The 16,736-nt window shown below is 52.5% G+C and carries 16 protein-coding genes; 5 read left to right on the forward strand and 11 right to left on the reverse strand.

Going from position 1 to position 16,736, the window contains the following annotated elements:
• The 4 genes from C934_RS0128855 to C934_RS0128870 all read left to right on the forward strand — a co-directional run.
• Positions 1-515, forward strand: a 515-nt coding sequence (locus C934_RS0128855) for an IS66 family transposase (protein WP_018859897.1), incomplete at its 5' end; no start/stop codon positions are given.
• Positions 512-1,114, forward strand: a complete 603-nt coding sequence (locus C934_RS0128860; protein WP_018856628.1) for a YecA/YgfB family protein — start codon at positions 512-514, stop codon at positions 1,112-1,114. The genes C934_RS0128855 and C934_RS0128860, both read left to right, overlap by 4 nt.
• Before the next feature lie 347 nt (positions 1,115-1,461).
• Entirely contained in the window at positions 1,462-2,262 is an 801-nt protein-coding gene (locus tag C934_RS0128865) for an ABC transporter permease (RefSeq protein ID WP_018859998.1), read from the forward strand.
• Between the two features lie 14 nt (positions 2,263-2,276).
• The gene (locus tag C934_RS0128870; protein WP_018859999.1) at positions 2,277-3,023 is read left to right on the forward strand and encodes an ABC transporter ATP-binding protein; all 747 of its coding nucleotides are present in this window, start codon (positions 2,277-2,279) and stop codon (positions 3,021-3,023) included.
• A gap of 17 nt (positions 3,024-3,040) precedes the next feature.
• Here C934_RS0128870 and C934_RS0128875 read toward each other — a convergent pair whose 3' ends face one another.
• Complete coding sequence (locus tag C934_RS0128875; RefSeq protein ID WP_018860000.1) at positions 3,041-4,207, reverse strand: glycosyltransferase family 4 protein; 1,167 nt, start codon at positions 4,205-4,207, stop codon at positions 3,041-3,043.
• Position 4,208: 1 nt separating this feature from the next.
• On the reverse strand, positions 4,209-5,474 hold the full coding sequence (locus C934_RS0128880; protein ID WP_018860001.1) for a class I SAM-dependent methyltransferase: 1,266 nt from the start codon (positions 5,472-5,474) through the stop codon (positions 4,209-4,211).
• Positions 5,475-5,688: 214 nt separating this feature from the next.
• Between C934_RS0128880 and C934_RS0128885 the strand changes: the two genes are divergently transcribed.
• Positions 5,689-8,448, forward strand: coding sequence for a YfhO family protein (locus C934_RS0128885; protein ID WP_018860002.1), 2,760 nt, complete (start codon positions 5,689-5,691; stop codon positions 8,446-8,448).
• A 34-nt stretch (positions 8,449-8,482) separates the two neighbouring features.
• Here C934_RS0128885 and C934_RS0128890 read toward each other — a convergent pair whose 3' ends face one another.
• The 9 genes from C934_RS0128890 to C934_RS0128930 all read right to left on the reverse strand — a co-directional run bounded on the left by C934_RS0128890 (position 8,483) and on the right by C934_RS0128930 (position 16,552).
• Entirely contained in the window at positions 8,483-8,779 is a 297-nt protein-coding gene (locus tag C934_RS0128890) for a hypothetical protein (RefSeq protein ID WP_018860003.1), read from the reverse strand.
• A gap of 183 nt (positions 8,780-8,962) precedes the next feature.
• On the reverse strand, positions 8,963-9,328 hold the full coding sequence (locus C934_RS36555) for a GtrA family protein (protein ID WP_018860004.1): 366 nt from the start codon (positions 9,326-9,328) through the stop codon (positions 8,963-8,965).
• Positions 9,325-9,681, reverse strand: a complete 357-nt coding sequence (locus tag C934_RS0128900; protein WP_018860005.1) for a methyltransferase domain-containing protein — start codon at positions 9,679-9,681, stop codon at positions 9,325-9,327. Before C934_RS0128900 ends, C934_RS36555 begins: the two co-directional genes overlap by 4 nt.
• Positions 9,682-9,708: 27 nt before the next feature.
• Complete coding sequence (locus C934_RS0128905) at positions 9,709-10,656, reverse strand: glycosyltransferase family 2 protein (protein WP_018860006.1); 948 nt, start codon at positions 10,654-10,656, stop codon at positions 9,709-9,711.
• The gene (locus tag C934_RS0128910) at positions 10,656-11,501 is read right to left on the reverse strand and encodes an NAD-dependent epimerase/dehydratase family protein (RefSeq protein WP_245268043.1); all 846 of its coding nucleotides are present in this window, start codon (positions 11,499-11,501) and stop codon (positions 10,656-10,658) included. Before C934_RS0128910 ends, C934_RS0128905 begins: the two co-directional genes overlap by 1 nt.
• A 5-nt stretch (positions 11,502-11,506) precedes the next feature.
• Positions 11,507-12,220: a sugar phosphate nucleotidyltransferase gene (locus tag C934_RS0128915; protein ID WP_018860008.1), complete on the reverse strand. Its 714-nt coding sequence runs from the start codon at positions 12,218-12,220 to the stop codon at positions 11,507-11,509.
• A gap of 19 nt (positions 12,221-12,239) precedes the next feature.
• The gene (locus C934_RS0128920; RefSeq protein WP_018860009.1) at positions 12,240-13,238 is read right to left on the reverse strand and encodes an NAD-dependent 4,6-dehydratase LegB; all 999 of its coding nucleotides are present in this window, start codon (positions 13,236-13,238) and stop codon (positions 12,240-12,242) included.
• Positions 13,239-13,240: 2 nt separating this feature from the next.
• On the reverse strand, positions 13,241-15,406 hold the full coding sequence (locus C934_RS0128925; RefSeq protein WP_018860010.1) for a hypothetical protein: 2,166 nt from the start codon (positions 15,404-15,406) through the stop codon (positions 13,241-13,243).
• A 36-nt stretch (positions 15,407-15,442) separates the two neighbouring features.
• Positions 15,443-16,552 carry a glycosyltransferase family 4 protein gene (locus tag C934_RS0128930; protein WP_018860011.1) on the reverse strand — a complete coding sequence of 370 codons (1,110 nt, stop codon included), beginning with the start codon at positions 16,550-16,552 and terminating at the stop codon, positions 15,443-15,445.
• Positions 16,553-16,736 lie beyond the last annotated feature (184 nt).

The following is a 16,736-nucleotide window of genomic DNA, read 5'->3' on the forward strand; positions in this document are numbered from 1 at the left end:
CGGTGATCGAGCGCCTGGCCGAGATCTATGCGATTGAAGCCAGAATCCGCGGCACGAGCGCCGAGCATCGCCTGTCGGTCCGTCAGACGCAAACCAAAGGCCTGATGGCTGATCTCAAAACGTTGCTGATGGATACGCTCAAGAATATATCCGCCAAAGACCCGGTCGCATCCGCCATCAAGTACACTCTGGGGCTCTGGTCTGGGCTAACCCTATTCCTGGATGACGGCAGGCTTGAGGTCGATTCCAATACCGTCGAGCGTAATATGAGAAGTATTGCGCTTGGACGCGTCAACAGTCTGTTCGCCGGCAGTGATGGCGGCGCCGAGACGTGGGCCATTTTGGGTTCGTTGCTGACCACAGCAAAGTTGAACGGCCTCGATCCCTATACGTGGCTCAACGACGTGCTTGAACGCATCGTGTCGGGCGAGATAAAGTCGACCTCCCTTGAGCGTTGCCTGCCTTGGCATTGGAAACAAGAACATGCCGATATGAATATGGCGGTAGCAGCGTGAAACGACCCAAGCGTGCGAAACTTTTGACCCTCGAGCAGCTGGAAGCCTGGTTCGACAAGGCTGAGCCGGCGCCGCCTTGTGGCGGCGTCTCGATGATGAATGGCTTCCTGACCGGTTTGGCGGCTGGCCCAGTCTTCCTGCTGCCCAATGATTGGATGTTCCATGTCATCGGCGATCACGAGAAAAAAGCGCTCATCGGCAACAAGATCCAGGCGGTGATCGACACGATCGTCGATCATTACAACCTCATAGCCCACCAACTGACGGCGCCCGGCCGTTATGCGCCGATGTTAATGCGGACTGACGAGGGCGAAGTGCTTGCGGGCGACTGGGCCGACGGGTTCTTCGGCGCCATTAGCCTGAATCTAGAAGATTGGGCACCGCTGTTCGCTCAAAAGCAGACCGGCGAACCAATCATGGGCATCCTCATTCAATGCACAAAGCCCGATCTGATCGAAATGATCTCGACGGCGTTTCCCAAGCCGACTAAGGCCATCCTTAAAGACGCCTGGCGTACGCTCCCATTCGCGGTCGAGAGCATCTACGCGCACTGCAAGCCGATGCGCTTCAATCCAGGCGCTCCCGCCAACGACGCTTAGTCCACGTTGAGGATCGGCGTCACGCCCGTGCCTGTGGGGCGCTCGCAACGGATACACCAAAACTGGTCCAGTTTGAAGGGTTCGGATCAGGTTCGGATCAAATCTGGTTCAGATCAAAAATCGTTGGAGCGATCTCAAAACGGGATAATACTTGGGGGCAAGGTCACTCCCCTCTTTTCCTGATGCACGGGAATCTCCCGCTTACGAGTTGACATAATTGTCTCACTCATAGAATTAGGGCGCCAGTCCAAAGCCCATGCCGTTTGTGTATCGCATGTGGTCAATCAATCAAACGTTGCGGACTGCTCCGAGCTCATTCTCGCAGCCGCTCGCTTTTGGAGTTCGAGATGCGCGCAAGCCCCGCGGCGATTGCCTGTGGTGATTTATGGACGTCGTTCCAAAAGTATTCCCTTGTTGGGATGCTAGGATGGCAGGATATTCGGCAACGATATCGCCGCTCCGCTTTGGGTCCGTTTTGGCTCACGATCAGCATGGGAGTGATGATAGCGACCATCGGGATCGTCTTTGGTCAGATCTTCAACTCACCGCTTGATGAGTTCCTTCCTTTCCTGACGATTGGCATCATCCTATGGGGACTCATGACCACAGTTGTTACTGAGGGTTGCACAGTATTCATTGCAGCCGAGGGGATCATCAAACAGCTTCCGCTGCCGATCTTCCTCCACATCTTCCGAATGATTTGGAGAAATCTGCTGATCTTCGCTCACAATCTTGTAATATTTCCGGTTGTCCTGATAGCGGTCGGCAAACCCCTAAGTTGGATAGCGCTCCTGAGCATACCTGGCCTTGCTCTGACCTTGATTAATCTGACGTGGGTTGCCGTGGTCTTGGGGATTGTATGCGCCCGGTACAGAGACTTGACACAAATTGTCACGAGTTCCGTCCAAGTCCTATTCTATCTCACGCCAATCATGTGGATGTCGAAGCATCTGCCGGCCGGAGCGGCATTGTATCTATTGGCCCTCAATCCGGTTTACCACCTCATTGAGGTGGTAAGAGCACCCCTGCTTGGGGAAATCCCCTCGGTTACCAATTGGGTTGTTTCACTTGCGCTGGCTCTGCTGGGCTCCCTTGTTGCCCTGCTAGTGTACGGGCGTTTCAAACGGCGCATCCCGTACTGGCTGTAAGTAGGAGTAGAGTTATGGCGTCGATCGACATGGAAAATGTTTCCATTGACATTCCGATATACAATGCAAACGGCCGGTCCCTCAAAAAGCGGCTACTGAATGTCGCAACCGGTGGCCAGCTCGGAGCAGATGACCATGGTCGCGTTGTCGTTAGGGCGTTGGAAAACCTGAACTTCTCACTGAGGGATGGCGATCGAGTAGGCCTTATTGGCCACAACGGCGCCGGCAAAAGTACGATGCTTAGATTGTTGAGCGGAGTGTTCGAACCCACCTCGGGTTTGGCGAAGATTGTTGGCGAAATAGGCTCGCTCATCGATATATCGCTCGGCATCGACCCTGAGGCCACGGGTCGTGAGAACATCTGTTTGCGCGGCGGTTTGCTGGGTCTGTCTCGCACAGAGATTTCGCGGCGCATGGATGAAATCATTGACTTTACCGAACTGGGTGACTTCATTGATATGCCGTTGCGCACATACTCCTCAGGCATGCATCTGCGGCTGGCGTTCTCCGTATCGACAATTGTTCGGCCAGAGATTCTCTTAATGGATGAATGGCTCTCAGTCGGAGACGAAGGTTTTCGGCGGAAGGCAGAACAGCGGATGTCCGAACTAGTCCAAGCGACAAACATCCTGGTCATCGCTAGCCATTCTCGCGAATTGATCCACCATGTATGCAACAGAGTGATCTGGCTCGAGCATGGAAAAATCCGCATGGACGGAGATCCGGCGAGCGTTACGGAAGCATACTTCGGCGGACGATAGGGGCGCCTCGCACGCGCTCAGGTGGCCGCACGAATATCCTGTAGTATTCTGTCGTACTCCTGCGTAGCCTTATCAAATGAGGCTTCGCTGCATGCGTATTCGTATGCCTGCCTAGCTACGATCCGGTAGGTTTCCGGCTGTTCCGTCCACAGGCGCAAGACCTCAGAGAGGTCCTGAACTACGTCATTGCCGAGCCGCAGTTTAGGAACGAACGAAGGCAGTTCGCTGTAGCTGCCAACGTCGTTCACTATTAGAGGCATTCCGTACTGCTGCGCTCTCGAAACGATTGCTGACGTTTCGCCAACCGTTGGGTCGCGAAGAACAATGCAAAGATCATAGGTTTTAAAAGAATGTAGCAGCGCTTCCTGTGAGATCTTACCCAGAAAGTTTACTTGATGCCCAACTCCGAGCTCTTCCGCCAGTGTCGGAAGCTTCTCGCAGAGCGGGTGGATCTCACCTGCGATATCGAGTTCAACGTTAATGCTCAGGTCGCGACACCTGGCAATTGCCCGAATAGTCTTGTCGACGCACTTGTTGGGATCGACGAAGCCCAAGACGCAAGCCTTCAATGGGCGATTTTCGGCACGTTTCAAAGGAACAGCCTGCGGATAGCGCTGAGGAACCACATAAACTGGCTTGTTAGGAAAACGAGCCTGAATAAATCTTTGAGCGAAATGGGAGTGGACTATCACGGCGATGGCCGGGTCAATTACCTCTTCATGAAGAGGGTGAGACAGCACGTCCGGAGAATCCCAAAAGACACCGCGACCCCTGTCGTGGCGATCTCGCACGCTGTCAGCGAATACTATACCGTACCACTTCTGTAGAAGCGCATAGTAAATCTCACTGTCACCAGTGTAGGTAAAATGCGCAAAGATATGGTGAAGAGAAAAGTCATGGAGATGCGCGATCCCCCCATTTTTCATGAAATGGAGGATTTGCTCATCGTGAAAGTGTTGGTTGTTTCCAATGTGATATACAGTCCGCTCGGGCGGGCTAACATCGACACTGAACTCCGAAAAGGGGAAAACGTCCTCTGTGGATTCTGATATATACCGCGACTGTGTGTGAACTCGAACTGTACGGCCGAGCGCCCTGAGACCGCCAATCAATCCGTCTGCATAATCGGCAATGCCACTTTTTTGCGGCGGAATAGGCGAGACGAATGAATAGTCGGGTTGCACTTTAGGTTTTCCTTCCAATTACCGACAGGTTGGCAGACACCGAAAGGAGATAATCGAGATGCCTGTTGCCAGTTTCGCCACTAGGGCCGTCATGAAGCGAGGCGCTCACGGGCAAGCGCTCACAATCAAATCCGATCACTTCCAGAACCGTGGAAATGTATTGGTAAGTGATGGGCTTGACATGTGTAGGATCGACGTTGAACATAAACGTTGACACGTAGAGATTTTCAGAGTTCGGCGTCTCGATCAGTACGACACCGCCAGGTGCCAGAACTCGGTGAGCCTCCATCATAAACGATACCAGCGTATCGAAATCTAGGTGTTCGATAACGTGGAAGAGCGTGACCGCGCCGAACACCCCATCGGCAGAGCTGCGCATAAATTCCAAGGCATCTCCCAAACGGACGTTGAGACCTTTCTTCTGGCACTCTGCGACTTGGTCTTCATTTAATTCGAACCCCATCGCGTCAATCTTATTGCCCCGTAATATTTCGAGAAAGGTGCCGCGGCCACACCCTACGTCAATGACTGTTCCGACGTCTCGGATCTGCCGAAAATAAGGAATGTAAAACTCGAGTTGGCTTCGCAGGCTCGCCTCTGAACCACGATGCCGCCGATCGATCTCGGTCAAGATCCTCTGCTTCATGAGACTGAGCTCTTCAGGTCGCAATTCCTTTAAGGTCTGCGGTTGAAGGCTCAATGAGTTCGATCGCCCGACAGACGGCTTTCTGCGATCTATGTCATTCAAACCCACGCGCAACGACTGAAGCTGGGCCGCAATAAGCGATAGATGTGTATTTGAACCGCCCATATGCTGGTGCCATCGTCTTATGAAGTTCGTGACGCGAGCTTTAACCCGACCTTTCAGCCCAAGGGCTCCCAATCGAGTATGAAATTTTGCCTCCTCGTCCAAGGCTAACTCAGATAGCGCTATGGCCAAGATGTGCTCCGTCGACTGATTCTTCGACGCTGCTTCAGGACTGGTGACGACCGCGTGAAGATACTGCGCGCGAGACAGAGTTCCCGAATCAAGCCTCACCTTCACCTCCATAATATCTGTGGAAGAAGGCGAACGCTGAAGAACTACTCTAAAGGTTCGATCGATGAACTCCTCAGTGGTAGCGCCAAAAAAGAACCACGCGGGCGCATTCGAAATATTGTAGCGCGGCTTCGTGATGAAGCCCCTCCTCAACAGATCTGCGAAAATAAAGTCTTCCGTTTGCTTCCGGATCTCTGCGGAGTCACCGTTGTTTTTCAATTGATTCATCAGGACTCTGCTCATCTCTGTTTGGGAGTGTAGGCCGAGGATATGCCAAGCACATAGACCACCTGTCAACCCGGCAACACGCTCCTCATTCGCGCTCAACCGCTCATATCGCCGGCGTCCACGGTTGCGATATTTCTATTGTGACGGAAGACTTGACTTGTCGCGTCTCTAAACTACGACGGGTACACGCAGCACTCGGAGCCTCCGTCGACACATGTCAACACCCCTGACCATACCCGATCGCCAAAAACACAATCTGCCGGTCGAGTTTGCGAAAGCGATCCTATTTTATCTTGTCTTTTATGTAGGATTTTTCTCACCGGTACTCTCCAAGGGCGCACTTCTCGCTCCCGGGGACGGGTACATCTTCTATTATCCTGCCATATCGATTCCATGGGGTATTTGGCAGTCCAACATACTGGCCGGCTACCCAACTTTTGCCGATCCGCAATTCTTCCTGTGGTACCCGCCCCGTTGGCTGTTCCAGAACTACAACCACTTTATCCTTTTTGCATATATAGCGGCGAGCACGCTCACATTCGGCTACGTCAGGTGGAAAACCTCGTCGACTACGGCAGGAATGGTTTCAGGCGTCATCTATGGAAGTGGTAGTTTTTTGGTAGGGCACCTCGGGCATGCCTCAATAATTCACTCGGCCGCATGGATGCCTCTAGTCATTTGGTCGATTGATGCCTTCCCTGGCCGGGCGTCACCCGTAAAATTTGCGATTGGGTCGGTTGCAATCGCGTTGTGCTTTCTTGGTGGCCATCCTCAAATTTTTGTTTACGCGATGGTTTTGGCCGGAACGATCGCGTTTCGAAACATCATGCAGATTAGGACCGGCGGACTGCTTTCAATCGTTCGCTTAGGCGGCGCATATCTAGGGATGGTAGCAGTCGGGATTGGTATTTCTGCCGTCCAGTTGATCCCCTTCATTGAGTTCTCACGGTACAGCTCGCGGAATGCTTGGAGCTATGGGGATTTCATTTCGTACTCGCTTCCTGTGCGCCAATTGGTCGATGTATTCTTCCCGTACTTCCATGGTGGCGAAGGTGTTGGCGCGCAAACCTATTTTGGTCTGTTCAACCAGCCAGAACTGGCGATCTATGCTGGCCTCGGGACGCTTTTTATGGCGGGCTGCGCTGTCTTAGCTAGAAGGCGTGCGGACGGAACTCTCTTTTGGCTTGGGACGCTCCTAGTCTCGGTCTTAGTGGCGTCATCGTTTGACAACGGGCTGGGACGCCTTCTGTACCATGTGCCCGTATTGAGCAGCTTTCGCGCTGCCGGCCGTGCTGCTATGATCTTCACCTTTGCCGCGTCTATATTGGCAGCGCTCGCAATCGCGCGCTTGCAAGGTGGTTTGATAACCCGCTCCAATATCGCCGTCAGTGCTGTCTTCATCTTGGTCATCGCACTGATCGCTGCAAGTGGAGCCTATTCAGCCCAATGGGTTAAGCAAGTTCACGAGGTCGGCTTGAGCCGGTGGGATATTGTTGAAAAGGGTGTTCTGCCGCCGGCAGCCGCGTTCGTCGCAATTGTCGGCCTGTTTTTCCTTTCGACCAAGTTCGGAGGGAGAAAAGACCGACGAATTCTGTCAGTCGCGCTTGTTGCGGCTGTAATTTGTGATGTCGGTGTGTTTGGTTGGTTCTTCGAATGGCGGACGGCAACGATTCCGAGCTTCGTTGACACTGAATCCAAGCCGCTCCTCAGGCAGACTTCTGCCTCGAACGGTCGCGTCTTAGCTATGCCTAGTGTGACCGATCTCGCACTACTACCGAACACCAATCTTTTGTACGACGTTCGGTCGGCGAGCGGATATGGGCCTTTGGAGCCTGCAGCGTATCGGGATGCCACGGGGATTGACACGAATGGGAATATTCCAGAGGTTCCGAGCCAAGCTGCCCTACGCGTCCTAGGAATCACACATTTCGCTTACAATTCTCTTCAGTCAGACCCGATATCCTTTGGATCATGCGCGGGAGACAGTGCTGACACGGTACTTGAATTCACTTTGCCCGCCGAGATCCAGGCTACAGGGATCCGCGTCACGTCCAACATGGGGTGCTCGGTAGGCCTTCCGAACGGCGACCGTATCTTACAGATCGACATCACACCCCAAATCAGCGGCCATGAACTAGCCCTAACCATAGGGCGCGATACCTCTGAGTGGGCATACGACCGCCCCGACGTAAAGAATGTCATCCGACATTCGAGGGCTTCCATCGATAGTTCCTTCGCAGGCGACGGGGTCGAAGGGCATTTTTATAAGTCAGTCCTGAGCTTCGGTAAACGCGACCGGGTGCCGGTCCGGCATATGTCGCTTCGCTTCCCACGAGGGAAAGAAGGGGTCCTCAAGATCACCAAATTTGAACTGATCGATGAGCAAACTAACACTTCGTATCCGATAAACCTTCAAGCGATGAAAGTTGCAAAGGACACCCCCGTCCGAGAGGTTTCCTCAGACCTTTCGGTCGTGAATTTTGACAACGCAGATCGGGGGCTTGCTTGGCTTGTGAACGGCGTTCAAACCTTGCCGACGTTGGAGGCGACAACGGCGGTTCGAACTGGCAAGTTGCCAGATGGCGCGCCGTTCAATCCGTACGACATCGCATTGGTGGATGGGCCAGCGCCTCAATTGAGCAGCGCCGGGCGAACAACCGGCGAGGTCAAATTGCTTTCAGATGATGGTTCTCGACTTACCTTCACCGTCGACTCTTCAGATCGAGGGTTCCTGTTCCTTAGCCAGTCCTACCATCCTGGTTGGATCTCTAAGGTGAATGGAGACCCCGCGCAGGTTTATCGGACAAACGGGGCATTTCAGGGTGTGGTTGTTCCAAAGGGCGTGAGTACAGTCACGCTCGAGTTCAAGCCCCTTTCTTTGAAGCTGGGCGCTTTGATAAGCTGCTTAACCCTGATCGGGCTTGGAGCCGCCACTCTCGTCGCTTTCCGCCGCTCACTTCGAGTTTCTTTGTGAGGAGATCAACAGCCGAACAGTAACGGACCGATTGTTACCGCGGAGATTTCGCTTTGAAGCGGGCGACCAGCTCCTCGTCGTCGACAAAGCTGTCGAGGAAGTCGTTCCATTCGTCGGCTGAACGGCGAGCGTAGGAGAGCATCTGTTCCAGTTCCTCCATGCCGTCGTCTGTCAGCGCGGTGATGGATTCGTCCTCCCCGTTATAGACGCTGATGATGCTGCCGTAGGTCAGATTATCATCGTTGGAGATGATTGCCCGGAGAAGCTCCGGATCCTCGCCAAGAATTTCAGCGACATATTTGATCGTGCGGACATAAGTGATTGTTGCCATCAGGCTACCTCGGCGCAGATGGTGGCGACAGGTGACCAATTCCAGGGAAGCAGTTCGTCGAGGCGATTGATCTTGCACTAGGACTTGCAGTCTTCAGCCTTTTTCAGCAAGGCGGCCGTCACCGTGGGGATACCAGCTATTTGGTTGGCGTCGTGATGCTCGGGCCGGCGACGACCGTGAGTTTTAAGAAAACACGTACCGCTTATTCAATAAGTAAGAAAGTGCAACGTAAATCGCTCCGGCAGGGAACTGAGCCAACCCTCTATGGATGTGGAAAATATCAATCAGCGCGATTAGCGTCACCAAATTCGCAGTGTACGAGACGCCAAACACCATCACGAATTTGATCGGCTCAGACATACTCCTCGCACTCGTTCTAAACGTGAAAAATTTATTAAACATATATGAGTTTACGAGACCCAAGCCGTAGCCAATGAAATTGCTCATCACCGCGTCGAGAGACAGAACATACATGCAAGCAAATATGGTTCCATAGCCAACGGAAGTGTTAAGCACCCCCACGCATATGTAGCGCAGAAACTGGTTCATCCGTTGTGTCGAACCCCGCTGCAGTACCGACGTTCGACGGGCGCAATACGTTGGAAAACGCCGTCGATGAAGATGAGATTGAACTGCCCGATTTCCCGTCCAGAAGTTTCCACGGCAAAAGTCGCAGTCTTGTTCTCGGCCGCCGCCAGCTCCAAACTGGCCGCAGAGATATCCACCTCAAACACTTCCGCGCCGGGAAGCAGCGCCTCCAGATATGGAATACTCCCGCCGATACCACAGCCATATTCCAGCACGCTCTTGACCCTATGTTTGACTTTCTTCCGCGTCAAATTGACTTCCTGCTCGGCAAAGTGATCTTCATTGCTCGTGAAAAAGCCCGTACTCTCGCGCATGTCGGTATATTTGTCAAAATCGACTTTTCAGTCATGCGACGATATCTCCTCATCAATAATGTACTTTGGCCTTGCCTTTACTTCATTATAGATGCCGCCGATATACAGCCCTATCACACCCAGGACTGTCAGTTGCACTGCGCTGAAAAGCAGCAACAGCGTCACCAAACTTGTCCAGCCACTCGGTAACGATCGATCGATGAAGAAATTGACTATGGCGGTACACATCAACACCAAGGCGACAACACCAAATGCTGCACCGACAACGATTCCAGTTTGCAGAGGCTTCGTACTGGAAGAAAGGATCCCACTGGAAGCCAAGCGAACCATCTGCGAGATCGAGTATTTGGATTGGCCTGAAGCCCTCGGTGCCGCTGTGAACTCAACGCCGACCTGGCGATAGCCCATCCATGTAAAGAGGCCTCGCAAGAACATATTGCGTTCTGGAAATTCCGCCACCAGAGTGGCAGCAACTCTTTGGGAGATCAATCTGAAGTCCGCCGAATTGGGATTGATCGGCACGTCAGATATTCGGTTGAGAGTGTCGTAAAACAAGTTCCCCAGGAATTTTCTACCTGCACCTATATCAACCGTATCTTTGCGGATGGTGAAAACGACATCAGCGCCCTCTCTGAAGTGTTGCACGAGCTTTGGAATCAACTCTGGCGGGTGTTGCAAATCGCTATCCATCATAATCACGGCGTCAGCGTTAACGGAATGCTCAATTCCCGCGAGAAGCGACATCTGGTGGCCAAAACGGGCGCTTAAAGCCAGAACGACAACTGCACTGTCTCGTGAGGCAATCTCTCTCAGAATCTCAAGTGAATTGTCCGTACATCTATCGACTACATAGACCACCTTAAAATCTAGTTCGGGGCCTTTCGCAAGGACATCACTTAGCCGGCCGTGAAACTGTTCGATGACATCAGCTTCGTTAAACACAGGACAAACCACATTGAGCTTGATCGTGGACATTATTCAACTCCCATAAGGGCAATCGTCTGTTCAACGTCCGCGTAGATGATGGGTACGTCAAACCCGGTACGCCCATGCGGTCGTGCTCCCTCGACGACAATATCCATTCCTAGGCCCCGCTCTCTAAGTATTCCTTGAAGCAGTTCTCTCATCGAAACTGGTTTTCCGCTTGCAACATTGTAAATCGAGCCAGATTTCCCGGTCTGCATGATGGCCATCAACTGCTTCCCAGCTTCCTCGAGCGATATGTAATCTCTGACGGCAGCCAAAGGTCCAGTCTCGATCCTATCGCGACTTCCAGCGGCCAAATGTTCGAGTTGCTTATAGACGCGGCCCACAAACAGCCGCTCGGACATGCCTTTACCAACGAGATTAAATATCCGGGCAACAATAACATCCTGCCCCTTATGCGCACAGAAGACGCCCCACTGCGTCTGCCAGGCCTTGGTGACCCCGTAGATCGACACCGGGCGCAGTACTTGCTCGACCGAGATTGGGTTTTCCTCAGGATGGACGATCCCATATTCTGCAGCGGATCCAGCCAACAGAACCCGGGCGTTAAGATGGTTTTCCTCAAGTGCGGCGAGCAGGTTTTTTGCGCCGATGACATTCGTGGCAAGCGCCAGCGCAAAATCGTCGGAAAACACAGCCGATAGATGTACGACAATCTCCGGCCTAAGTGAGTTAATCGCCCCAGACAGATCGTCATAATTGCAAACGTCGATGCAGACGGAATCTTCGGCGTGAACACTCGACCGGCCAGCCTGAACAACGTGATGGCCGACGGATCGCAATTGCATCGCCAAGGAACGACCGAGTGAGCCCCAACCGCCTGTAATCAGCACTCTACTCAAGGCAGGCTTATCCCCAACTTCCCGGCAAGTTTGTCGAAATTGTCATCTGCGTATTGATAATCATCCGGCCTGCCAATATCCAACCAGTACCCAGAAAACGGCCTGATCGTCGCTGGCCTATCGGTAGCTAAGCCATCCAGCATCAAATTGTCAAAGCCGTACGTCCGCCCCGTTTCAAGGCGCTCCACCACCTGGCGATTAAGGCAATAGATTCCCATGCTCACATCGAAATGGAAGGTCGGCTTCTCCTCGAACGAAGCCAGTTTTCCTTCGACGTGCTTCAGTACTCCAAAATCGATCCTGACGTCACGACGGTAGGCAGCAACGGAAACCTCACAACCGGCCTTCACGTGGTCCTGCAAGAACTCATGATACGGCAAGTCAGACAGGATATCCCCGTTCATGACTAAGAAATTTTCGGGGAGGTCCCTAATCAGCGTCAAGGGACCGATTGTGCTAAGTTCGCTCTCCTCGATCGAATAGTCCAGCTTTACTCCCCAACGTGAACCGTCTCCGAAGTACGCCATAATGAGGTGCGAAAGATGGTTCACCGCCAGGGTGATGTGAGTAAATCCGGAGCTGCTAAGCTGCATGATAATGATCTCGAGAATCGAGAATTTTCCGCCCAGCGGCACCAATGGTTTAGGTATCAGGGTTGTATAAGGTCTCAACCTTGTCCCCTTACCGCCCGCAAGTATGATAGCCCTCATCGCTTACATCTCCCCCGTCTCAAACATTATAGAGCCAAGCCTTGTAGCGGTTAAGATTTTCCGGCTTCCTGAACCATTCAACCGTATCACGTAGTCCAGCTTCAATGTCATAAGAAGCCTCCCACGCCGTAAGGCTCTTGATGAGACGGTTGTCTCCGATAAGCCGAAACACTTCTGATGCTTCCGGCCGCAAACGTTCTTCGTCGGTCGCGATGATCGCATCCGGATTGATTTGTGCTACGAGGGTTTGTGCGATTTCTCCAACAGATACTTCCGTCCCTGTTGCAATATTTACTTCCTTACCGATTGCATCCTCGCATTCAGCAAGCGCGAGGAAACCCGCAACTGTATCCTTGACGTAATTGAAATCACGCGTCGGCGAGAGACTACCCAACTTTACTTCGGACGCTCCAAGCAAGAGCTGCGTGATCACTGTAGGGATGACAGCTCTTGCCGACTGTCGTGGCCCGTATGTGTTGAAAGGCCGAACTATTGTCACCGGCGTTTCAAACGATCTAAAAAATGACTCCGCCAGTCGGTCGGCGCCGATCTTGGTTGCGCTGTAGGGTGACTGGCCCTGAAAGGGATGAGATTCATCAATGGGGGCATACTTGGCAGTACCGTAAACCTCAGATGTAGAGGTTATCAGAACGCGTTCTGTTTCGAGACGTCGTGCGGCCTGAAGCACGTTTAGAGTGCCCTTGATATTTGTATCCACATAGGAGTCGGGCGAATGGTAGGAGAACGGAATTGCGATCAATGCCGCCAGATGGAAAACAACATCACATTCCTTCATGGCAGTCGCGACGCCGTTGGGATCGCGAATATCGCCAGAAAACACATCCAGTTCCTTCAGCTGAGATTGCGGCAAGGAATCCAGCCAACCCCAGCTATTGAATGAATTATAGAATACAAAAGCCCGCACATCGCAGCCATGAGCCAACAGGGCTTCAACAAGATGGCTGCCTATAAATCCATCCGCGCCTGTAACCAGAACCTTCTTGTTCCTCAAATCCATAGTTAGTCCTCTTTTAGCGTCGGATTGACCAACCCAAAGTACATAATCCGCGCGTCACCATTAGCAAAAACCCTGCCACCCTTATACTCGAAGGTAAGCGTCGTTGTTTGTTTCCCTTCTAGAGCGATCGAGACGGAAAAGTCTCCGTTTCCAGATTGCATGTCGATGACCCTATCAACCCCTGATCCAACGACGTGCAATTGCCCCCCGGGGAGACTGCGAAACGCCGACGCGAACCTTAGCTGTCGAGTTCCAGAAGATGGATTGCCTATTAGCACCCGCGATTTACGCTGCGACCACCGGATCAGTTCGCCGCTTGCGCCGATCTCTTGCGGATAGACACCTCGGGGGAAGCCAAGAAAAGGAGCCTCCAGCATAGCTTCTGTGCGATCAGCAATACGCCCACCCCCATCGGACGCAATCGATGCTGCCTTACGGCTCAAATCAAAGAACGCATAACGCTTTGAAGTTGACTCGAGATTTGGAATCCCGATCTGACGCTGGAGCATGGCCTCAATCTCGGGCAACTCCTGGTCACTGTAGCCGTAGCGATCAAGCCATAAACCATTAAACCCAGAAACTATAAGATTCTCCACAAACTGTGGATCCGACAGAGAGCCGATCCTTTCATGCCAAGCCTCTGACCTGTATGAAAAGCTCGGCCAACTCCAGCGTATTTTTTCGGACCAAAGGAACGGGCGCCCGTGATCATATGTTCCCATTCTGTCCTTCCCCGCATCAAGCGGAAATGGTCTTTCGGGTAGTTGATAAACTTGTGTGACGCGCGGGACACGCGCTTGCATACGCGCAACGAGATCCGCCTCGTCTACTGCCTGCGCTTTGTCAAGGTCATATCTATTCATCAATTGCCGCGCTGCGTCACCTTGGTCGATCAGGCCTATGAGAAACGTCGAACCAATTAGGGCAACTGACGTACTTCGCTTCGCCCATTGCCTGGTTCGAAAAAACGGCCGCCTATCGATAAAGTCCAGCCAATCGGACAACAGGCCGCTTAAGACGACGGCAGAGAAGAATGCGAGAAAGACAATGATTCGATTGTACGCCCGAATGTCAGGCGCAACCAACAAATTGAATATTGCACCAAATCCGCCCACCGTAGCTAGGAGCGTTCCAAATAGGACCAAAACACCGGCAGCCCATCGGACGGGATCCCGGCCACACTGCGCGAAGATGGCGTAGAGTATCGAAGAAAGATATCCAAGGCCTAGGACGATGCCAAGCCTGGCAAACCTATTCTCATTCTCCAATGGAAATTGTGCTTTGCTGGCGTATCGGTCCAGAGCAGCAGGGCTAATCACTTGCCTGATCTTCAGGCCGTAGCTCTCAGCCTCAGAGGCCGATTTATAGTTCATACCAGGAGGAAGACCGTTTTCCATCCAAGTAAAGGCCGACGGCAAAAAGTTTGCGACAGAAAACATGCAAATAGCTGCTACTACAATTGCGCCAGAGCGAACAGCCCTAAGGTCACGCCTCAGGCAGAACGCGACCGCTACTGAGCAGCAAACAAAAAAACATGCGAAGAACGCGTTGTATATGTAGTCAAATCCCAAAACAATACAGGCAGTAGCCAATATTATCCTGTATTTATTACTGTATCTCTCAACTTCGCGACCGCTGACTATTTTCAGGCAATGCGCGCAGATAACCGGTACGAACGCGTAGGTGAGGCTAATATGAGCAATATTGCGCTCGAAGGCGTAAGGGAGCAAAGCGTACAGTGTAGACGCTAGGAGCACCACTGGCCACTCGAACCTGAACAGCCGTAGACTGTAGCAGCAAACGATCGAAGTCAGAATGCAAGACAATAGCCAATACAAATTTAGGATCTTCGCGGGATTCTCCGAAAACACGGCGAGAATTCTCATCACAGACGACGAAGCTGTGATGTTTTGAGGGAACGAGGCAGCCTCAAAGCCGAAGGGAGCACCGAGATCCGAAATAGACCAGATCCAGCCGCCGCTGGCAATTGACTTGACGAGCGCCAGCTCGAATATTGCATCGCCCTGATAGCTAAAGGGGATTCCCAGATCGAAGCGCCATATCCGCAGAAGAACCGCGAGACATAGAGCAGTTAGCGCAGCCTGAACAACATACAGCAGCTTATCGCGGTAAAGAGGCGCTTTCGTAGTATCGATGGGACTATGCACAACTGATCTCGAGTTCGATTTCGTGCCGCGTTTACACTATTTGGCCAGCCGTTCATACTGCCGGCGATACAAATCCACCATCTTCTCGGCCTTTAGATTTTCGACGTACCTTCGCCGAGCACTCTCTCCGTATCGATCACTCTCGGTCGCCGCCGTAGCGATTTTTGTCATTGCAGCCGCTAGGGCTCTATTATCCTTTGGGGGCACCACTAGTCCGGTGACGCCGTCCAAATTTACGAAACTCGTGCCCGTTCCGATTTCGCAGGAAATCATGGGCTTACCAAACATGGCAGCTTCCACAAGTGAGAGACCAAATGCCTCAGAGCGCAAGTGTGAGGGAAAGACGAAGCCAGTGCTGAGCTCGAGAAGGGCGGATTTGTCTATGTCCGACAACGCGCCAAGAAAATGGACGTTTGCCAGGTTGTGCTCCTTCGCATAAGCCTTCAGGGATGCCTCCATTGGCCCCTCCCCGATCAGCACAATATCTAGCTCTGTCTTCTTGGCAGCCGCCAAAAGGATATGAACACCTTTGTAGTAACGCAGAACACCAACAAAGAGAAAAAACGGCTTGGGATATCTCGCTCGCCAGCGTGCTTTCACATCTTCGGGTGCGCGAGGATAGTCCCGCTCGTCAAGCCCAAGCGGAATGACTGTCGTTTTGGCCTTATAGTGCTGCAACACAGCGCTGGTCGCCACATAGTTTGGAGACGTGGCCACAATGCTGTCAACGCTTGCCAGGAAACGATGCATAATTGGCCTATAAAGCGGCAAAAGAAGCCGCTGCTTCACAACATCTGAATGGTAGGTGACGATCGTTGGCTTTTTCAGCCGTGAAGTGAGATGGACAACGTCCATTACCGGCCATGGGAAGTGATAGTGCACGATGTCGGCTTGTTCACTAAGCTCTCGAAACTTTCTAAAGACCTCGCACGAAAAGCCCGTCGACGCGAACTCAAAGTCAAGCTTGGCCTTGTGAGCCATATGGCCGTCGAACTCGCGAGTGTTTTGCTCAGGCGTCCTACTCAGCGAAAGTACGTCAGAATGGATACCATGTTCCGCGGTTCCCTTAGCGATCGCGTGAATGGTGCGCTCTACTCCCCCAAAGGTGTCGGGCCAATAGGTCTTGAAGAAATGTAAAACCCTCATCTCACTCCAACGCCGGTCGATCGCCGGTCTTGTTCAATCATTCCGCCGTCGGCACTCTTCAATACGCGCGAGCATCCTCGCCAAGCCCGGCTGGCCCGACGCCCATATAAACAAAGCTTTGAAAAATAGCAGCCCCTTTGGAAACGCCGATGGATCAAAGCATTCCAACCGCGGAAGACCTAAT

Source organism: Rhizobium sp. 42MFCr.1, assembly GCF_000377185.1.
Taxonomy (GTDB): domain Bacteria; phylum Pseudomonadota; class Alphaproteobacteria; order Rhizobiales; family Rhizobiaceae; genus Rhizobium; species Rhizobium altiplani.